Origin of the sequence: Rhizobium sp. Leaf306, assembly GCF_001423425.1 — a bacterium.
GTDB lineage: Bacteria > Pseudomonadota > Alphaproteobacteria > Rhizobiales > Rhizobiaceae > Neorhizobium > Neorhizobium soli.
Genome location: NZ_LMNX01000003.1, coordinates 214,366 through 231,291 on the forward strand (window position 1 = coordinate 214,366; position 16,926 = coordinate 231,291).

The window sequence follows — 16,926 nt, forward strand, 5'->3', positions numbered from 1 at the left end:
CTCAGTCTCCACTGACGCTTTTGCTTTTGAGATTTGTCATCGGTTACGTTCTGCCGCCCAACGCCGAATGAGATCAAGCCCTTGATCCAACAATTCCGAGGCGGCCCGTTCATCCGGCGCTTCGACGTAGCAGCGCATTTCAGGCGCATTTCCAGACGGCCGAAGATGGATGATGCGCCCGTCCTCAAGTGTCACGCGAAGCCCGTCTATGTCGCTTTTCGCAGTGACCGAGCCGATGGGCGCGAGGAAAGCGGAAAGATTGTCGTCGGATGCCCGCAGATGCGCCATCAGTGCCGCACTCGTTTCCACGGGGAAGTTTTCCAGCCGATCTGCCGCTGCAAAAGCAAGCGGATGATCGGCAACGATACGCGATAGCGGTTGCTTGGCTTTCGTGAGCAGCGAAAGCGTTGCGAGCGCCGGAAGGAAGCTGTCACGGGTCGGCAGCGCCTGCAACGTGCCTCCGGCAACTGTGAAATCGGAGCCGGTCAGCGTGCCGCCATTGGCCTCGAACCCGACGATCGCCGTTTTGCCATCCTTGGCTGCCGCCTGCATGGCGGCAATGACGAATGGTGAGCCGACCTTTGTTCTTACAACCGTATAGCCGCCGGCAGCCTCTATCCGTGAATTGGACGTGACTGGAGTGGCGACCACTTGGGCATGGAGGAAGTTTGCCGTGATCAGGCCCAACAGATCGCCTCTGAGCGGCTGCCCCTTTTCGTCTGCGACGAGCGGGCGGTCGCCATCACCATCCGCGGAGACGATCGCGTCGAGATTATATTGTGGGGCCCAACCCTGCAGCAGCGCAATCGTCTCGGCAGAGACGGCTTCCGTATCGACGGGAATGAAACGCTCAGAGCGTCCGAGCGGCACGACCTGCGCCCCCAGATTTTCAAGAACCTGAACGAAGAGATCGCGCGCGACTGTGGAATGCTGATAGACACCGATAGTCAATCCGGCCAATGCATCCTGAGCAAGCAGCATGACGTTCCGTTCGACGAAAAGTGCTTCGGCCTCCACGTGCTGATCAGAAGCTTCGCCCGGAGTGTCGTCGATCTTTTCATCTGCTATGGCGCCGGCGATCGCCGTGATCCGGATCTCGTCCTGTTTGTCGATCTCGCCATCGGTACGGTAGAATTTGATACCGTTGCGATCATCCGGGATATGCGATCCAGTGATCATCAGGCCGGCAGCCGAGAGCTTCATACCGTAAAGTGCCAGCGCGGGAGTGGGTATGGCCCCACAATCGATGGCGTTCAGTCCTGCCCGCTGCAAGGCGCCGATACAGGTTGCCGCAATCCTCGGGCTTGAGGCCCGGAAATCACGTCCCACCAGAACCGGATCCCCCGGCTTGGCAAGACCGGCCTCTAAAAGATGGCGTGCGAACGCTGTGGTGTAGAGCGCCGACGCTCTGCCTTCGAGATCAGTGACAAGACCGCGAAGGCCGCTTGTTCCAAATTTCATGATGCGTCTGTTTCGATTGGTCGGATAGCAATGATTGTGGGAGCCAATACCATAAAAATATGGAATGTAGCTATAGACGCTTGAACGGTAAAAGCGAGAGTATATGGAGGCGTATAGTTAAATCATCACAAGTCATATTTCCGCTTTGATTCGAAAGACCGTGATAAATTACTAAAATATACTTTGATTTGGATGTGGTATTGCTAAAGCATTCCCAGTGTTGGGCGTAATTTGGATTGGGGCTAATATGAAAGATATCCGCGGGGGGTGGCGGCCAAAGAACGCTGTCTATAGATCAATTGTTTTTATCCACTGGTCAGCACTCGCCTTAGCGCTTTTGAATTTTGGCGCCGTGCAGATTTCCACTGTCGCTATCTACGGATTGGCAAGTGTTCTCCTACTTTGTATCGCCGTCTTCGTCCGAGGGATCCCCAAGGCAGGGGAGCCGGCAGTGAAAGCCGCTATCGTATTGGCTCTGGTCGCCTTCGCATGGGTAATCTTCCAGACTACTCCGCTGCCTGAAGCAATCTTCAGTCAACCGTCGTGGAGAGACCTCGTCGAGTTTCAGCTCGATGCTTCCCCGGGAATATCCTTGACGCCTGCGGATGACTGGGCATCTTTGCTTCGTTTCCTCGTGCCGGTTGAGGTCTTTCTGATCGGGATTATTTTGTGCGACAGCGACGAACGAGCGATCGCCACCCTCAGAGGGCTGGCGATAGCAGGAGCCGTTGTCGCTCTTCTGTCCATCGCCCAATTCCTGATCGCGCCCAAGACACTCCTCTTCATCGCAAAGACGGCTTACCTCGACAGCCTAACCGGCTTCTTTGTCAATCGGAACACCGCCGCAACCTATTTCGGGATTGTCGCCATCCTGAACTATGGAATCCTTTCGTCTCACGTGCGGTGCGTTGAGGTCCGGCGAATTCTCACGTCGCTGGATCAAGGCAGGGGTCTTCCATTCGATCAACGAAAGGCAGTTCGAGGAGCACTAAGCTTTGCGATACTGTTTACGGTATCGGTCACGGCTCTTGTGCTGACGAAGTCCCGGGCCGGGGTTGCGGCAAGTTTTGCCGCGCTTCTGTTGATGACCCTGTTGTTCGTGTTCAGATCTTCGCAGAGCAAGCATCCTGTCCCTGCGCTTCGAGGTACCGGCCTTAGATCCATCCGCGTTGGCGCATTTCTGATAGCGATTGCTTTAACCGGCCTATTCGCAGCAGGCCTCCTGTCGTTTTCTGGCAGAGCTTTGCTCCGAGCAGAAGTGCAGGGCGCAAGCGACGGCCGCTTCTGCATCATGCCGGGATTGGTCTCGGGGGTATCCGATCATTTTCCGTTCGGGACCGGACTGGCAAGTTTCGAAACCGCCTTTACAGCGTATCGCGATCCGGACTGCGGCGTCTATACGGTTTGGAATCGTGCCCACGATGTTTATCTCGAAGCAGTCTTCACGTTGGGCGTCGCTGGCATACTCATTATCGCGTTTGCGCTGGCCTTTATCCTATCGTGCCTCGTCAGAGGAATGGCAGCGAGGCGTCGCCTTCGTTATGTCCCAGAATCCGGCTTCGCGGTCGTGTTGCTGCTTGTCGTTCACTCCGCCTTCGACTTCTCAATCCAGATCTCCGGCCTCGCCATTTTCGTGGCTGCGACCTTGGCGCCGATCGTCGTTGTCTGCGTTGCCGATCCAAAAGTCGGGTCGAAAAACAGGCGAAATCGAACGATCCAAACAAGCGTGGCGGAGCAATTGCCGTCGGCGCCCAACCTGCGAGATAAACAGTTGCCTGCTTAAGACGTGCAGTTTATCCAAAGCATCTATATTAGTAAGATAAATTATATTGTACTAGTTTATAGCTTAGGCACAAATAATATATATAATTAATAGTTAAATCTGTGATTTATCAGCAACAAAACTTTGTTTCGTTCCGGATTCATTTGTTGCCTACCAATCTAAACTAGAAATAAATAATCTCGTGTGCAAGTTTCGCTTGGGGCTTCTAAGGGGACACACGTGAAAATCAAAACCGCATCGACTTTTGTTCTTGTGGCGACGTCATTCCTGTCGGGATGCACGGCGCTGCCAAACTCTGGACCAGATTCTCGGCAGGTGGAGGCGCAGGCAACTGCAAAGGTTACATCAGCCAAAAAGGCACAGGCCGTCGGGATCGACTATGCTCTCGTCGACATTAGTAAATCTGTGCTTGCTTATGTAGAGGATACAAAGGCGACCTCCCTCAAAGGGGGGTTCGGCGGCGGTCGTGGCGGAGCCCCGAGCTTGCCGCTCGGCGTTGGTGACGTCGTTCAGGTCTCCGTCTTTGAATCTCAGTCCGGCGGCCTGTTTATTCCCAACGACGCCGGGAGTCGTCCTGGTAACTACGTGTCGCTACCGAACCAGACAATCGATCGGGAGGGTACGATCAGCGTCCCTTACGCCGGTCGTATCCCGGCCGCCGGGCGTCCGGTGGAGGACGTCCAGCGACAAGTTGAGGATGCACTCGCCAATCGCGCGATTGAGCCGCAGGTGTTGATCACGAAGGTCAGCAGCCGATCTGCTCAGGTCGCGGTTCTGGGCGACGTACGCTCGCCTGCGAAGATAGAGTTGACGGAAGCTGGTGAGCGCGTGCTTGACGTCGTTTCAGAAGCCGGCGGCCTGAGCTCGCCCGGCATCGAAACCTATATTACGCTGCAAAGACGCGGAAAATCGGCGACTGTCCTTTACGATTATCTGGTCGCCACGCCGTCTGAAAACATCTATGTCGCACCTGGCGACACCATTCTGGTCGATCGTGAACGTCGAACCTACCTTGCATTTGGCGCCTCGGGTCTCAATGGCAGGTTTGACTTCGAGGAATCGAAGCTGACCCTTGGTGAAGCACTGGGGAAGGCGGGCGGATTGCTGGACTCGCGTGCAAATCCGGCGCAGGTCATGCTCTACCGCACAGTCAAGAAAGACTTCCTGGCTAAGCTGGGCGTGGATACCAGTCGGTTCAGCGGCGAAATGGTTCCCGTTATCTTCAGAGCCAACATGAGAGATCCTTCGGCTCTCTTCGCTGTCCAGAAGTTCCCGATGCAGGATAAGGACACGATCTATGTGTCCAACTCCGACTCCGTCGAAACGCTGAAGTTCCTCAACATCCTGAATTCTGTGACGTCGACTGTCGCTGGTGTTCCGTCGGATGCCATCGCCACCCGCGATGCTGTTCGAGAACTCGTCCCGTGAGCCGTCGCTTCAAATTCACAAGTTAACAGTAATTTAATCTCACTATTGATGATTTTTTACTTCTGTGCGATGGATTGATTAGTTTAGTAATCTTCGGGAGACAGTCATGCTTAAGGTTTTTATAAGTAATATTGCAGGTATCGCGCTTGCCACTGCTCTAGTTTCAGGTATTGCTGACCTTTCTTCGGCTCATGCACAGTCGGCTTTGCCAACGGCGGGATGCTTCGTCGCTCCGGCGCGGATGTCTGATGCCGAGATCAGCGCGTTTCTCGCAGCTCCAGAAAGTCTGTTGTCGCAGTTCTCGTCTGGAGGACTTCCACTGTCCAATCAGGCTCGTTCGCTCGCCGGATCCAGCGCCGACGCACTGTCCCCGCTGATTGCCATCGCTGCAAAGGCTAATGCCGGTCAGGCTGCCGCGATCGGCGCGGGGCTTGCTCGTGCCGCAAGGGCCTGCGCTACCGTCAATCCCGAATATGCCTCCCGTATCCAGGACGCTATCGCGGACAGCGGCAATCGCGCTCTCGAGACAGCGTTTCTCGCGGCCAACAGCGAAACGCAGACTGCGTCTCTTGGCGGCGGCCTCAGCGGTGGCGGCTCTGCAACCGGTGGCGCTGGCGCGATTGGCGGCGGCGGCACGCCGGGTGGCGGCAGCAATGGTGGCGCGGGAACGACTGCGTCGACCGGCTCGGGCTCGTCCAGCTTCTCTTCCGGCGGCGGTAGCGGATATTACGCGAGCGAAGACGGCGGCTCGACGACGATCGTCGAAGGCAGTTCGACCACGGCGTCGTTCTGAGGCGGCTACTGTCTGGCATTTCATTGAGCGAGGTTTTTCTTGCAGATTCATAACAAGAGTTTCTCTGGTGGCCTGCAAGGCGACGATGTCGATTTAGAGCGCTCCGTTCAAGGAATTGATTTCGACGCTGTTTTAGCGATCGCCAGACGACAATGGATGATCGTAGCGGCCGCAGTGGCGGCCGCTATTGTCCTAGGATTGGCGTATATATTCACGGCAGTTCCTCTTTATACGTCCAACGTCAGCGTCTTGATCGACCAAGGCAATAGAGAAGTCGTTCAGCAGCTTTCGACAATTGGTGGCGTGGTCGACGACGAGGGTTCCGTTCTCAGTCAAGTTGAACTCCTGAAATCGGACACGATTGCAATGTCCGTCGTGGATAAGCTCGACCTTACGAATGATGCGGCGTTTGCGAGTGCCGGAGGGTCTGTCATTGGAACGATGGTCGGAACGCTCCGGTCGCTGGCAAATGTCTCTTCGTGGTTCGTTGTTGAACCCGAAACCAGCGATCAGGTGGAGGCGAAACGCCGCACCGCTGCGAACACGCTCCTTTGGAACATGGAGATCAGCCGCGTTGGTCGCACTTATGTTTTGAGCATCAGCTACACCTCTCCATCGTCTTCTCTCTCTGCAAAGATCGCCAACGCGATCGGAGAGGCCTATCTGGTTGACAAGCTTAATTCGAAATATGAGGCAACCAGGCGCGCAAGCGGCTGGCTGCAGGATCGCATAGCCGAACTGCGCCAGAAGGCTTTGGACTCGGATCTTGCCGTCCAGAAGTTCCGCAGTTCCAACGGCCTCGTTGCTGCCGGCTCGGTTCTGGTTGCTGACCAGCAGTTGTCCGAACTCAACAGCGCATTGATCGTCGCGCAGTCAGATACCGCAAAAGCTGAGGCGCGCCTGCAGCGGATCGCGCAGATCATCGCTTCGGGCCAAGGAGACGCGATCGTTACGGATGTTCTCGACAGCTCCATTTCCAACGAACTGCGCCAGAAATATCTCGATGCCTCCAAGCGGGAAGCGCAGATCTCCGATCGTCTCGGAGTCAATCACATTCAAGCGATCAGGCTGCGCAGCGAAATGACGGAATACAACCGTCTGATGTTCGAAGAGGTCAATCGTATTGCCGAAAGCTACAAGAGCGATCTCAACGTTGCCAAGGCCCGGGAAAAGAGCCTGACGGATTCGGTCGCGCAGGCCACAGGCATCAGCGCCACCGCGAGCGAGACCCAGGTACAGCTGAGAGAACTCGAGCGGGAAGCTGACACCTACAAGAACATGTACCAGACCTTCCTGCAGCGGTATCAGGAAGCCATACAGCAACAGTCCTTCCCGGTCACAGAAGCACGTATCATCACGCGAGCAGCTGCACCCGACAGTCCGAGCCATCCCCGCAAGCCATTGGTGCTGGCGCTGTTCGTGATTATCGGTGCCGCGGTCGGGAGTGGCCTTGGCGCGTTTCGCGAGTTCCGGGACCGTTTCTTTAGAACCGGCGAACAGGTTCGCGACGTTCTCAATCTGGAATTTCTGGGCATCGCGCCAATAGTGGCTCCGGCAAAGGCCGTCGATGCTCCGGATAGCTCTGACGGTCGTGGCATTGGCCAGGTTCGAAAGACCCATGCCGTTTCGAATTATGTCATCGATCACCCACTCTCCGCCTTCGCGGAAACGCTTCGAAGCGCCAAGATTGCTGCAGACCTCGCGCTTACCGGCAAGAGTTGCAAGATCATCGGCGTCGTTTCGTCATTGCCTGGAGAAGGCAAGTCAACGATTGCGGTGAATTTTGCCGAGTTGCTGGCGGGGCAAGGAAACAGAACCGTCCTGATCGACGGCGATTTGCGCAACCCGGGCGCGACGCGGGCGATCGGGAGACATGCGGAATCCGGCCTTCTCGAAGTGCTCATCGACAACAGGGATCCGCAGTCGCTTTTCCTTCGAAACGATCGGACTAAACTTGCGTTCTTGCCTGCAGTTGTCCGTCACCGCATTCCGCATTCGTCCGAACTGCTGTCGTCCGCGCGCATGCGTCAGGTGCTCGCAGACATCAGCAATACCGCAGACTATATCATTATCGATCTGCCGCCTCTTGGCCCGGTCGTCGATGCCCGCGCCATTGCAGGCCGAATTGACGGGTTCATCTTCGTCACCGAATGGGGCAAGACAGCACGCCGGGTCGTTCGTCAGGTTCTCGCTTCCGATCCCTATGTCCGCGACAAGTGTCTTGGTGTCGTGCTGAACAAGGTCGACCAGGAACGGATGAAGCTCTACCGAGCCTATGGCTCCAGCGAATATTATTACTCGCGATACTCCCAGTACTACCAGGAAGGCTGAGAATGACGCGGCGTGGTCGCAGACCGCTTCTCATCGGAGCGGTCGTCCTGCTCTGCATGGGAAGCCTGGCGATCTCGGTAACACAGATCTCACGTTACGCCCGGTTCGGGACCATGCGACACATCGCGGCCGAGATTGAACGCGACAGACCGGTCTCGCGGGAGTTGCTCGAAGGAACTCTACCGCAGATGAGACTGCTTCTCAGAGACGATGTTTGCCAAAGCGAGTTCGTCAAAGCAGCTGTAACGGTTGCGCTCGTCCGGCTGGATACGCAAAGCCCGGATGTCGAATACGACAACTGGTCGAGCGCGCTTGGGGAGGCAGAGACCGTGGTGCGCTTTGCGCTTCACTGCCTCCCGAGTGATGGAAACTTCTGGGTCCGGTATGCAATGGTCAGGCAAGCGGTCGGGGAACAGCCAGAGGAAATCGCAAAGCTCGTCACGCTGTCGCAGCTTTACGCCCCCGCAGAAGAAAACACGATTGCGGCGCGGTTCCGCTTGTACAACCGCCTGACGAAGCCGAGCCTTAACCTCGCGGCAGTACCGCTGAAAGCGGATCTTGCGGTGGTATGCTCCTTGAAAGGCGCTGCGCTGCGGCGGCGTTTGCCTTTGGCGAACCCAGTCCTTGCCCGTGAGGTCCTATCTTACGCGCAAGATTGTCATCTCGGTCGATCGTTGCGCGACAAAATGGGGAGATAGGTTCGTCCATCCGGACCGGGCGTCAGATCGTTCGAGGAAGGCGGTCGCGACCAGTTCTCGAAGGAACAAGTGAACCCGGTTCGCCTCCGCCCTGTTTTTCCTTCCGAGAGCGGAGGACCATTCCGCATGATCCCGGCTCACTCTTGGGGGTAGAGACACGGACCTCGTCAGCGATCAGATCCATTCATTCTGCGGGGGGCGCTCCTCAGATGCTCCGTCGCCGGCCTATTTCCACACGGTCAAACACGGCTTCCGTCATCCAGTTTCCCGAGAAATGCAGAAGCACTGTTGCGATAGGCCTGCTGCGTTCCTGCCGACATCCGTCGCCATGACGCATACATCTGCGCCAAACGGTGGTTGCCCGACAGTGACTCGGCATTACGGGCGAGGAAATCCCAGTACAAGGCGTTGAAGGGACAGGCTTTCTCGCCAGTTTTCTGCGACACGTCATACCGGCAGCTTTCGCAGTAATTGGACATACGAGAAATATACGCGCCGCCTGCGGCGTATGGCTTGGAGGCCATAAACCCACCGTCGGCAAACTGGCTCATTCCGATCACATTGGGGAGTTCAACCCATTCGTAGGCGTCGGCATAGACTTCCAGATACCAGCGATGGACCGCATAGGGATCAAGACCTGCCAGCATCGAGAAATTTCCGACCACCATCAGACGCTGGATATGATGCGCGTAGGCATGGGTAATCGTCTGTTTGATCACTGTGGACATACAGGCCATGTCCGTTTCACCGCTCCAGAAAAAGCCCGGCAGGGGACGGGATGCGGTGAAGAAATTGCTTGTCTCGTATCCCGGCATTTTCAGCCAATAGATGCCGCGGATATATTCGCGCCAGCCGATGATTTGGCGGATGAAAGCCTCGACCGCATTCAGCGGCGCGTGTCCTTCGAAATACGCGCGCTCCGCAGCCCGGCATAGTGCGAGCGGATCGAGCAGTCCAACATTGATGTAGAAGGAGAGAAGCGCGTGGTTGAGGAAAGGCTCTTCGGCCAGCATCGCGTCCTGCGTCTCGCCGAAATTGGGTAGAAAGTCGCGGATAAATCCGTCGGCAGCTTTCTCCGCGTCAGCGCGGGTCACTGCAAACGAGAAATTCTCCGTCGAACCCATATTGTTCGGGAACGTGCGCTCGACGAGCGCAAGAACCTCCTGCGTTGCTGTGTCGGGCGGAAAGACATGATGCTTCGGGCGAAACAGGTCGGGTTTGGCAGGTTTGCGATTTTCACTGTCGAAATTCCACCGGCCACCTTCGGGGTGGTCACCGTTCATCAAGAGGCCGGTCTTGCGCCGCATGTCCCGATAGAAATACTCCATCGTCAGAGCCTTGCGGTCCTTGGCCCAGGCTTTGAACTCCGTCGTCGAACAGATAAACCGCGTGTCCTGCCGCACCTCTACCGGCAGATTTACCAAACCTTGCCAGTCTTCCATGGCGGAAAGAACGCGCCACTCGGCAGCTTCGGTGACGATGATCGATCGGGGTGACGTCTCTGCAATCGCGCGCAAAAGCTCGGTCGTGAAGGAGCCTGAATTGTCGCGATCATCAAGCCGCACGTACCGGACGCAGAAGCCTTTCGCACGCAGCTCATCGGCAAAATGGCGCATTGCGGAAAAGATGAAGGCGAGTTTCAGTTTGTGATGCTCGACATAGGTCGCCTCCTCCACCACCTCGCACATCAGGACCATATCCTGCGTGGGATCGGCACCCTCAAGGCTCGATACCGACAAGGATAGCTGATCGCCAAGAATGAAAATGAGGTTGCGGGTTGGATTCACGGCTCCTTTGATCCTCTCCTATAGTGACGGATACCGTGCCTTTCCGCCAAACCCCTGCAAGAGCAGAGGTCGGGATCGAAGAGGGAGCATGTCGATCTTGTCTATCCGGTGAATGCCGACGGGGTCGAAGCGTTGCATTGCTATACGCGAAAATCACAGGCCAATGATGACGGCGCGAGTGTACGCGCCGCCGCCTCCCATTTCGCTCGTCGATTGTCCATTCTCTGATCGGACCGCGAGCTGTGCGCAGACAGGCTTGCCCGTCGGTCCAGCCCCGAGTTCGAACGCTCCTCACGCCGCCCCGCTTTATTCGCGAAGGCTACTGGTCCAGCACCTTCCGTATTTTATCGGCAAGCTGATCGAGGCTGAAGGGTTTTTGCAAGAGGTGCGTTCCCCCCTCCAGCACGCCGTTATGGACAACGGCGTTGCGGGTGTAGCCAGTCGTATAGAGAATATTCAATTCCGGCATCAGAACCTTGGCGGCGTCGGCCAATTCTCGGCCTGTCATCCCCGGCATCACGACATCTGTAAACAACAAGGTCGGCTTGAGACCTGCCCTGATCAAGGTGAGCGCCTGCTCGCCCGATGCGGCTTCGACGACGGTATATCCCAGTTCCCGAAGCGCCTCGGTGGAGAAAACGCGCACGCGCTGGTCGTCCTCTACGATAAGGATCGTCTCGGAAACGCTGCCCCGGCCCGGCTGCTTGACGACGCCCTGGATGTTTACGGGGGCTTCAACCTCACCGTGATGCCGCGGCAGGTAGATCTTGATAGATGACCCGACGCCCTCTTCCGAATAAATTTTGACGTGCCCGCTCGACTGCCTGACGAAGCCGAAGATCTGGCTTAGTCCCAGACCCGATCCCTTGCCGACCTCCTTGGTGGTGAAAAACGGATCGAAAGCCTTCGCCATAACCTCGGGCGTCATCCCCGTTCCGGTATCCGATACGGCAATCATGACATATTGCCCGGCTGCCACTGCATTGTCCTGCGCGTATTCGTCGGAAAGATACGAGTTTGCGGTTTCGACCGTCAGGTTGCCGCCGCGGGGCATGGCATCGCGGCCATTCACGGCGAGGTTGAGAATGGCGTTTTCCAGCTGACTGCTGTCGGCATAGACTTTCCACAGTCCGGCCGCCAAGACGGTTTCCACGGAAACATGCTCTCCGAGCGTGCGGGTCAGCAATTCCGACATTCCGGCAATCATGCGATTGGGGTCGATCACCTCCGGCTGAAGCGGTTGCCGTCGCGAGAAAGCGAGCAGGCGGTGCGTCAGCGACGCAGCTCTCGTTGCGCCATCCTTTGCGGCCTCGATGTAGCGGCCGACATCGACCTCACCGCGCGCCAACCGCTTTTCGAGCAGGCTGATCGAACCCAGTATGACGGCCAGCATATTGTTGAAGTCATGCGCGATGCCGCCCGTGAGCTGACCAACGGCTTCCATTTTCTGCGCCTGGCGCAACTGGTCCTGCGCGTCGACCAGCTTCGCGGTTCTTTCTTCTACTTCACGCGCCAGTTGCTCGCGGGACTTCGACAGAATATCGCGTGCATCGACGATGTCCTGGATATCGGTGCATGTCCCGAACCAGCGGCTGATTTCGCCATCCTCCTTCCGCACAGGCTGCGCGCGGCCGAGAACCCATCGATAGTTACCGCTACGATGTCGGAGGCGGTACTCGATGTGGTAGGGCTCTCCTGTGACGAGGCTGCGACGCCAGGTGGACCAGGCGCGATCCTGATCGTCAGGGTGGAATACGCCGTTCCATTCCTCGCCGTCTGTCGAGCCTTGCGGGACGCCCGTGAAGTCGTACCAACGCTGGTTGTAATAATCGTGGTGGCCGTCGGGTTGCGTGGCCCAGATCATCTGGTCGATCGAATTGGTGATCGCACGGAAGCGTTCCTCGCTCTCCCGCAGCGCGATTTCGACAACGCGGCGATCGGTGATGTCAAATGACACACCCGGAAACCGCAATGGTGTACCGTCCGGCGCAAGCGTGACGCGGCCTTGGGCAGTCACCCACCGGACGGAACCATCCGCGTCGACGAGCCGGTATTCCTGCGAAAATATAGTGCCCGTCTTCAGCGCTTCGTCGATCGCGGATTGAAGGGCCGGCAGATCATCGGGATGAACCAGACGGAAAAAAGCACCGATCGGAGCGCCGCTGGCGGCAACGCTCCGCTCAACGCCGTAGATCTTGGCAAATCGCGCGTCGGCCACCACGCTGTCGTTCGGGATGTCCCAGTCCCACGTCCCGACAGTTTCTGAGGCGCCGAGTGCGTATTCCAGTCGCTCTTCGCTCGCCCGCAACGCCCGTTGCGCAGAGAGGCGGGCGGTCGTCTCGGTACCTTGGTTGAAAACCCCGACGACACGACCTTCCGCCGAAAAGATCGGTGCGAAGCTGTAGTCCCAATGCGTATGCTGAACGCGTCCGCCGCGAAGCATCGGCAGCATTTGATCGGCCACACGAAAACCCTTGCCCGTCTCGACGACGGCCATGAGTTGCGGTTTTATGATATCCCAGATGTCCGCCCAGACGGTCGACGCGGGGCGACCCAATGCCCACGGGTGTTTTTCTCCAGCGATCGGCGACCACGCATCGTTATAAAGGAGACGCATTTCGTCTCCCCAGTAGATGGCAGTTGGCAGATCGGTATTGAGGCACAAGGCCAGCGTGGTCTGCAGCTCTATCGGCCAGTCCTCGATAGGTCCTAAGCTGGTTGTGCTCCAATCGACCGCGCGAATCCGCGAAGCCATTTCGCCTTCTATCTCTGAAAGGATCTGCATCACGTCAGAGGCTCACTGGCTGTTCGGCACATGAAGGCTACGCTCATTTCAGTTTAATGGCTTCAGTCTGGAGATCGGGTCTAACAGAAAACGGGAGGGGTGGGGAGACGGTGTTTGACGCGTGGAGGATGGTGGCCACAGTCTGTGTTCAACCTCTAAGGCGACGAGTTGTTTCCGCAGAATATTCCCGAGAAGCCGGTCTTCTCGCGCAACTGCTGTCTCCGGCAAAACCAGAGGCGGCGTCTTGGCGGACCGGTATGAGTCAGCGAGCCCTCGGTACGGCGCAAGAGGTCACCGAATTAACCACACCGCCAAAAGACCAACAGCGACGACTGTTGTTGCGGCACCGTAGCCGTAAAACGATTCAAGCAATTTGCGGTGCATGGGTTTCGTATCTCCATCCCGTGCGTCGGACGGGGCCCCGGTCATTGTCATTTATGCAAAGGTCTCAGTCGAATTCGTCGCCTCAAGCAATCCCTCGCGTCGTAACGGTAAACGCGGAGTCATCCCTTGGTCGCTCTGCACAACGCCGTTTGCGCAAAATGGTTCCATAAGAGCATGTCAAAGCATACACTCTCTGATGGTCTGGAGAAGTACGCCCGGCCCATGGGGTTTGGGGATAAAGCGTTCTGCAAACGTAAGCTCGGATTGTTGAAGCGTCCAGTTTCCCGACGTGAGGATGATCCGGATCGGTGGCCATCTATCGCGCACCATCCGAGCGAGTTCCACGCCTTCACCCTCGGCAAACAGGTCGATATCCGTCAGGAGAAGTTGGATATCGAAGTTGCTCTCCAGGATGTCTATGGCTTGGGCTGCATCGACCGCGGCAAACACCTCGTACCCGGCATCCTGCAACTCCTCCACCAATATGAATCGGAGGACGGGCTCATCTTCAACGACGAGAATAACTCCGGCTTGGCTCATTTCGGACCTCGGCATCACATTCTCTGTACGTTACCGTACAATTGAACATTTTGGCGAGGCATCAGTTCCGACTTTTACACAGGGCGTTGTCTGAATCTGAGCCGAACTCTCATTCACATCCTCTACGGCTTGATGATCGGGCGAACGAGAAGTCGCGACAAGACGTTTCGGCCGCGTGTATAAGGCGCGAGATCGACGTCGCTAACCAGCCTTGCCCCGCCCTCCCGGCGCTCGAGCGTGATCTTGCGGCTGTGAAACTGTTCGAGCTCTACGCGGTGTGCCACGCTCAGGATTGTGGCATTGGGCAGCTCGTCGATCATCATCTCCATGATTTTGTCCTGCGTCTTTTCGTCGAGAGCGGAGGTCGCTTCATCAAGGACAATGATGTCAGGGTCGTTGAGGAGAAGCCGGGCAAACGCCAACCTCTGCTTCTCTCCTCCTGACAGCGTGTGGTCCCATGGCGCTTCGTCCTCGATCCTGTCGCGCAGGTGCCCGAGCCCGACTTTGTCGAGGGCAACATGAATTTCTTCTGCCGACCATGTGTCTGCCGGTTTCGGGTAGGCGACGGCGCGACGCAGGGTGCCCGAGGGGATGTATGGTTTCTGGGGCAGCATGAACAGTTCCTGGCCCTTGCGGAAGTTGACACTTCCTTCTCCCCATGGCCACAGCCCCGCAATGGCTCGCACCAGCGTACTCTTGCCAGAACCGGATTCACCCGCCACGAGGACGCGTTCGCCAGGCCCGATCTCCACCTGCGTTTCCTTGACAACGGCAGTGCCGTCGCCAAGCGAGACGGAAACCTCGTTCAGGCTGAGCATGGTGTCACCCTCAGTCTCGCCGTGCTTGATCCGTCCGACAGTTTCGTTCTGTTCGGCCTGTTCCAGACCATCAAGCGAAACCATCAGCGAGGCTACGCGACGGGCGCAGGCATTCCAGTCGGCGAGACGGGGATAGTTGTCGACCAGCCATCCAAACGCACCTTGAACGATTGTGAATGCCGATGCCGCCTGCATGACCTGACCCAGTGACATGCTGCCATCGAGGAACTTTGGGGCACAGAGCAGGACCGGAACGACCGGTGCAATGAGCATCGATCCGTGCGAGACCAAGGACGTGCGCATATATTGCCACGCAAGCAGCCGCCACTGCTGACGGACATTTGCGAAGGTCCGATCGAGATCGTTGCGCTCTTCCTCTTCGCCGCCCAGCAGCGCGATGCTCTCGCCGTTTTCGCGCACGCGCGTCAGCGTGTAGCGGAACTCCGCTTCGACCTGGTTCTTATTCTCGGACACTTTCACAAAGTTCCGGCCGATGACCGCGATCGAACTCGATGTGATGATGGCATAGACGACCGCCGCAATCACGAGGAAGCCGGGTATGGTGACGTAATTTCCGGCGATCGGAATCGTCAGCGCGCCACCGATCGTCCACAGGACGACGATGAAGGTCGACGCCGACACGAAAGCCGAAATCACCCCTGACGTGAAATCCACGGGCGATTCCGTCGCGATCCGCATATCCTCGGAAATGCGGGCTTCCGGGTTCTGGTGATCGCCGCCGATCAGGTTCAGCTGGTAGTAGCGTCCATTCGTAAGCCACCGAGAGATCAATGATTTCGTGAGCCACGAGCGCCAGCGGCGCTGCATCAGCATGCGCAGATAGACCTGCGAACTGACGAGCGCGACGCTTCCAAGCACGAGCGGCGGAAACAGAAGGCCTAGCGAATAGACCTGATCGGCATTCCGCTGCTCGATCGCATCGAACAGTCCGCGGTTCCAGACGTTGATACCATACTGGAAAGCGACGTTGACACCGATGAGCGCGAGAAGCGTTATCGAGCATACCCAGGCGATCTTGTCGCCATCGCGACCCCAGTAGCCGCGAGCGCTGACCCAGAAACGTTTGAGAAGATAGGCGCGCCGTGCCTGTTCTGCCTGTTCCGGGGTAAGGGTGGCGGCTGTTGCGCCTGGCTTGGTCGAGGTGGTTTCTGACATTGACACTCCGGTCGAGATCGTCCGCTGGGCAGCGCACTTAGAAACTGTAGAAAGATTGACGGAAACGGAAAGCAGGTGGGGTAGGTGTGGCCTATGCCTGCGGATCGAATGGCGCTGCTAAAGCGACAAGCTGCGCTGCGGCCATCGCTCTCGTTTCAAACATGATTTGCTTTGCTGGAGTGCCAAAGTGGCGTTGTACGAAAACGCTATGTTCAATCATCGTTTCTCCTCCCCTGATACCCGCAGGTGGCGCAGAAACGTAGTTTGGAACATTAAGGTTCCTGCCGCCGGAAAGACGATAGACACTAGGATTTTTGAGGGGTGTGGGGACTAGGTTTCCAGTCGCCCGTAAGCCTGCCCGTTGAGCGAGCTTCGACAGGGTATGGCCGCGAAAAAGGACACGTGAATCTTGTGTCGACATCTGTCAGTCGGAGAGGAGGGCGTGACCGGACATTGTCCGGTCACGGAAAAGGTTCAGCGGGCGTTGTACTTCCCGTCTACCTCGTTGATCGCCTGGACATTTCCGGCCGAGCGACCGTTCTCGTCAAAAGTCTGCGCCAGAAAGGCGTCTGCAATCGCCTTGGCCAGTTCGGTGCCGATCACTCGGGCGCCCATGGTAATGATTTGGGCGTTGTTGGAGAGGGCGGCGCGTTCAGCCGAATAGGTATCGTGTGTCAGTGCGGCGCGGATGCCGGGGACCTTGTTGGCCGAGATGCAGACACCGATGCCGGTTCCGCAAACCAGGATGGCCTTGTCATAGGTGCCGTCGATGACACCGGAGGCGACCCGGTCGGAAAGCGTCGCGTAGAACGCATCGGGACCGGCATCGGTACGCGATACTTCGTGCACGTCGAAACGGTCTTTCAGATGATCAGCGAGAACCTTTGCCAGGCCTTCGCCGGCGCTGTCTCCTGCAATTGCAAGCTTCATGGTCATGTCTCC

The 16,926-nt window shown here is 57.3% G+C and carries 12 protein-coding genes; 5 read left to right on the forward strand and 7 right to left on the reverse strand.

Annotation, left to right across the window (positions count from 1 at the left end; translation table 11 throughout):
• Nucleotides 1–36: 36 nt before the first annotated feature.
• Nucleotides 37–1,461: a phosphomannomutase gene (locus ASG19_RS24105; protein ID WP_062458639.1), complete on the reverse strand. Its 1,425-nt coding sequence runs from the start codon at nt 1,459–1,461 to the stop codon at nt 37–39.
• A 247-nt stretch (nt 1,462–1,708) separates the two neighbouring features.
• Here ASG19_RS24105 and ASG19_RS14500 point away from each other — a divergent pair, with 247 nt between their 5' ends.
• From ASG19_RS14500 to ASG19_RS14520, 5 genes are all read left to right on the forward strand, one after another.
• Entirely contained in the window at nt 1,709–3,244 is a 1,536-nt protein-coding gene (locus ASG19_RS14500) for an O-antigen ligase family protein (RefSeq protein WP_062458642.1), read from the forward strand.
• Between the two features lie 219 nt (nt 3,245–3,463).
• A complete protein-coding gene (locus tag ASG19_RS14505) occupies nt 3,464–4,672 on the forward strand; it encodes a polysaccharide biosynthesis/export family protein (RefSeq protein WP_156466520.1) in 1,209 nt (402 codons plus the stop codon).
• Nucleotides 4,673–4,778: 106 nt separating this feature from the next.
• Nucleotides 4,779–5,465, forward strand: coding sequence for a hypothetical protein (locus tag ASG19_RS14510; protein ID WP_210168448.1), 687 nt, complete (start codon nt 4,779–4,781; stop codon nt 5,463–5,465).
• Between the two features lie 72 nt (nt 5,466–5,537).
• Nucleotides 5,538–7,796 carry a polysaccharide biosynthesis tyrosine autokinase gene (locus tag ASG19_RS14515; protein WP_062460371.1) on the forward strand — a complete coding sequence of 753 codons (2,259 nt, stop codon included), beginning with the start codon at nt 5,538–5,540 and terminating at the stop codon, nt 7,794–7,796.
• Nucleotides 7,797–7,984: 188 nt separating this feature from the next.
• Nucleotides 7,985–8,494 (forward strand): hypothetical protein, encoded by a 510-nt coding sequence (locus ASG19_RS14520; RefSeq protein WP_156466521.1) that lies wholly within the window; start codon nt 7,985–7,987, stop codon nt 8,492–8,494.
• Between the two features lie 239 nt (nt 8,495–8,733).
• On the opposite strand, the gene ASG19_RS14525 is transcribed toward ASG19_RS14520, so the two are convergent.
• The 6 genes from ASG19_RS14525 to ASG19_RS14545 form a co-directional block, all read right to left on the reverse strand.
• Nucleotides 8,734–10,281 carry a cryptochrome/photolyase family protein gene (locus tag ASG19_RS14525; protein WP_156466522.1) on the reverse strand — a complete coding sequence of 516 codons (1,548 nt, stop codon included), beginning with the start codon at nt 10,279–10,281 and terminating at the stop codon, nt 8,734–8,736.
• 319 nt (nt 10,282–10,600) lie between these two features.
• The gene (locus ASG19_RS14530; protein ID WP_082476419.1) at nt 10,601–13,036 is read right to left on the reverse strand and encodes a PAS domain-containing protein; all 2,436 of its coding nucleotides are present in this window, start codon (nt 13,034–13,036) and stop codon (nt 10,601–10,603) included.
• 591 nt (nt 13,037–13,627) lie between these two features.
• Nucleotides 13,628–13,990 (reverse strand): response regulator, encoded by a 363-nt coding sequence (locus ASG19_RS14535; protein WP_162237932.1) that lies wholly within the window; start codon nt 13,988–13,990, stop codon nt 13,628–13,630.
• A gap of 122 nt (nt 13,991–14,112) precedes the next feature.
• Nucleotides 14,113–15,984, reverse strand: coding sequence for an ABC transporter ATP-binding protein/permease (locus tag ASG19_RS14540; RefSeq protein WP_062458656.1), 1,872 nt, complete (start codon nt 15,982–15,984; stop codon nt 14,113–14,115).
• Nucleotides 15,985–16,075: 91 nt separating this feature from the next.
• The gene (locus ASG19_RS24630) at nt 16,076–16,204 is read right to left on the reverse strand and encodes a hypothetical protein (protein WP_274598295.1); all 129 of its coding nucleotides are present in this window, start codon (nt 16,202–16,204) and stop codon (nt 16,076–16,078) included.
• Nucleotides 16,205–16,458: 254 nt separating this feature from the next.
• Nucleotides 16,459–16,914 carry an RpiB/LacA/LacB family sugar-phosphate isomerase gene (locus tag ASG19_RS14545; protein WP_062460374.1) on the reverse strand — a complete coding sequence of 152 codons (456 nt, stop codon included), beginning with the start codon at nt 16,912–16,914 and terminating at the stop codon, nt 16,459–16,461.
• Between the last annotated feature and the right edge of the window lie 12 nt (nt 16,915–16,926).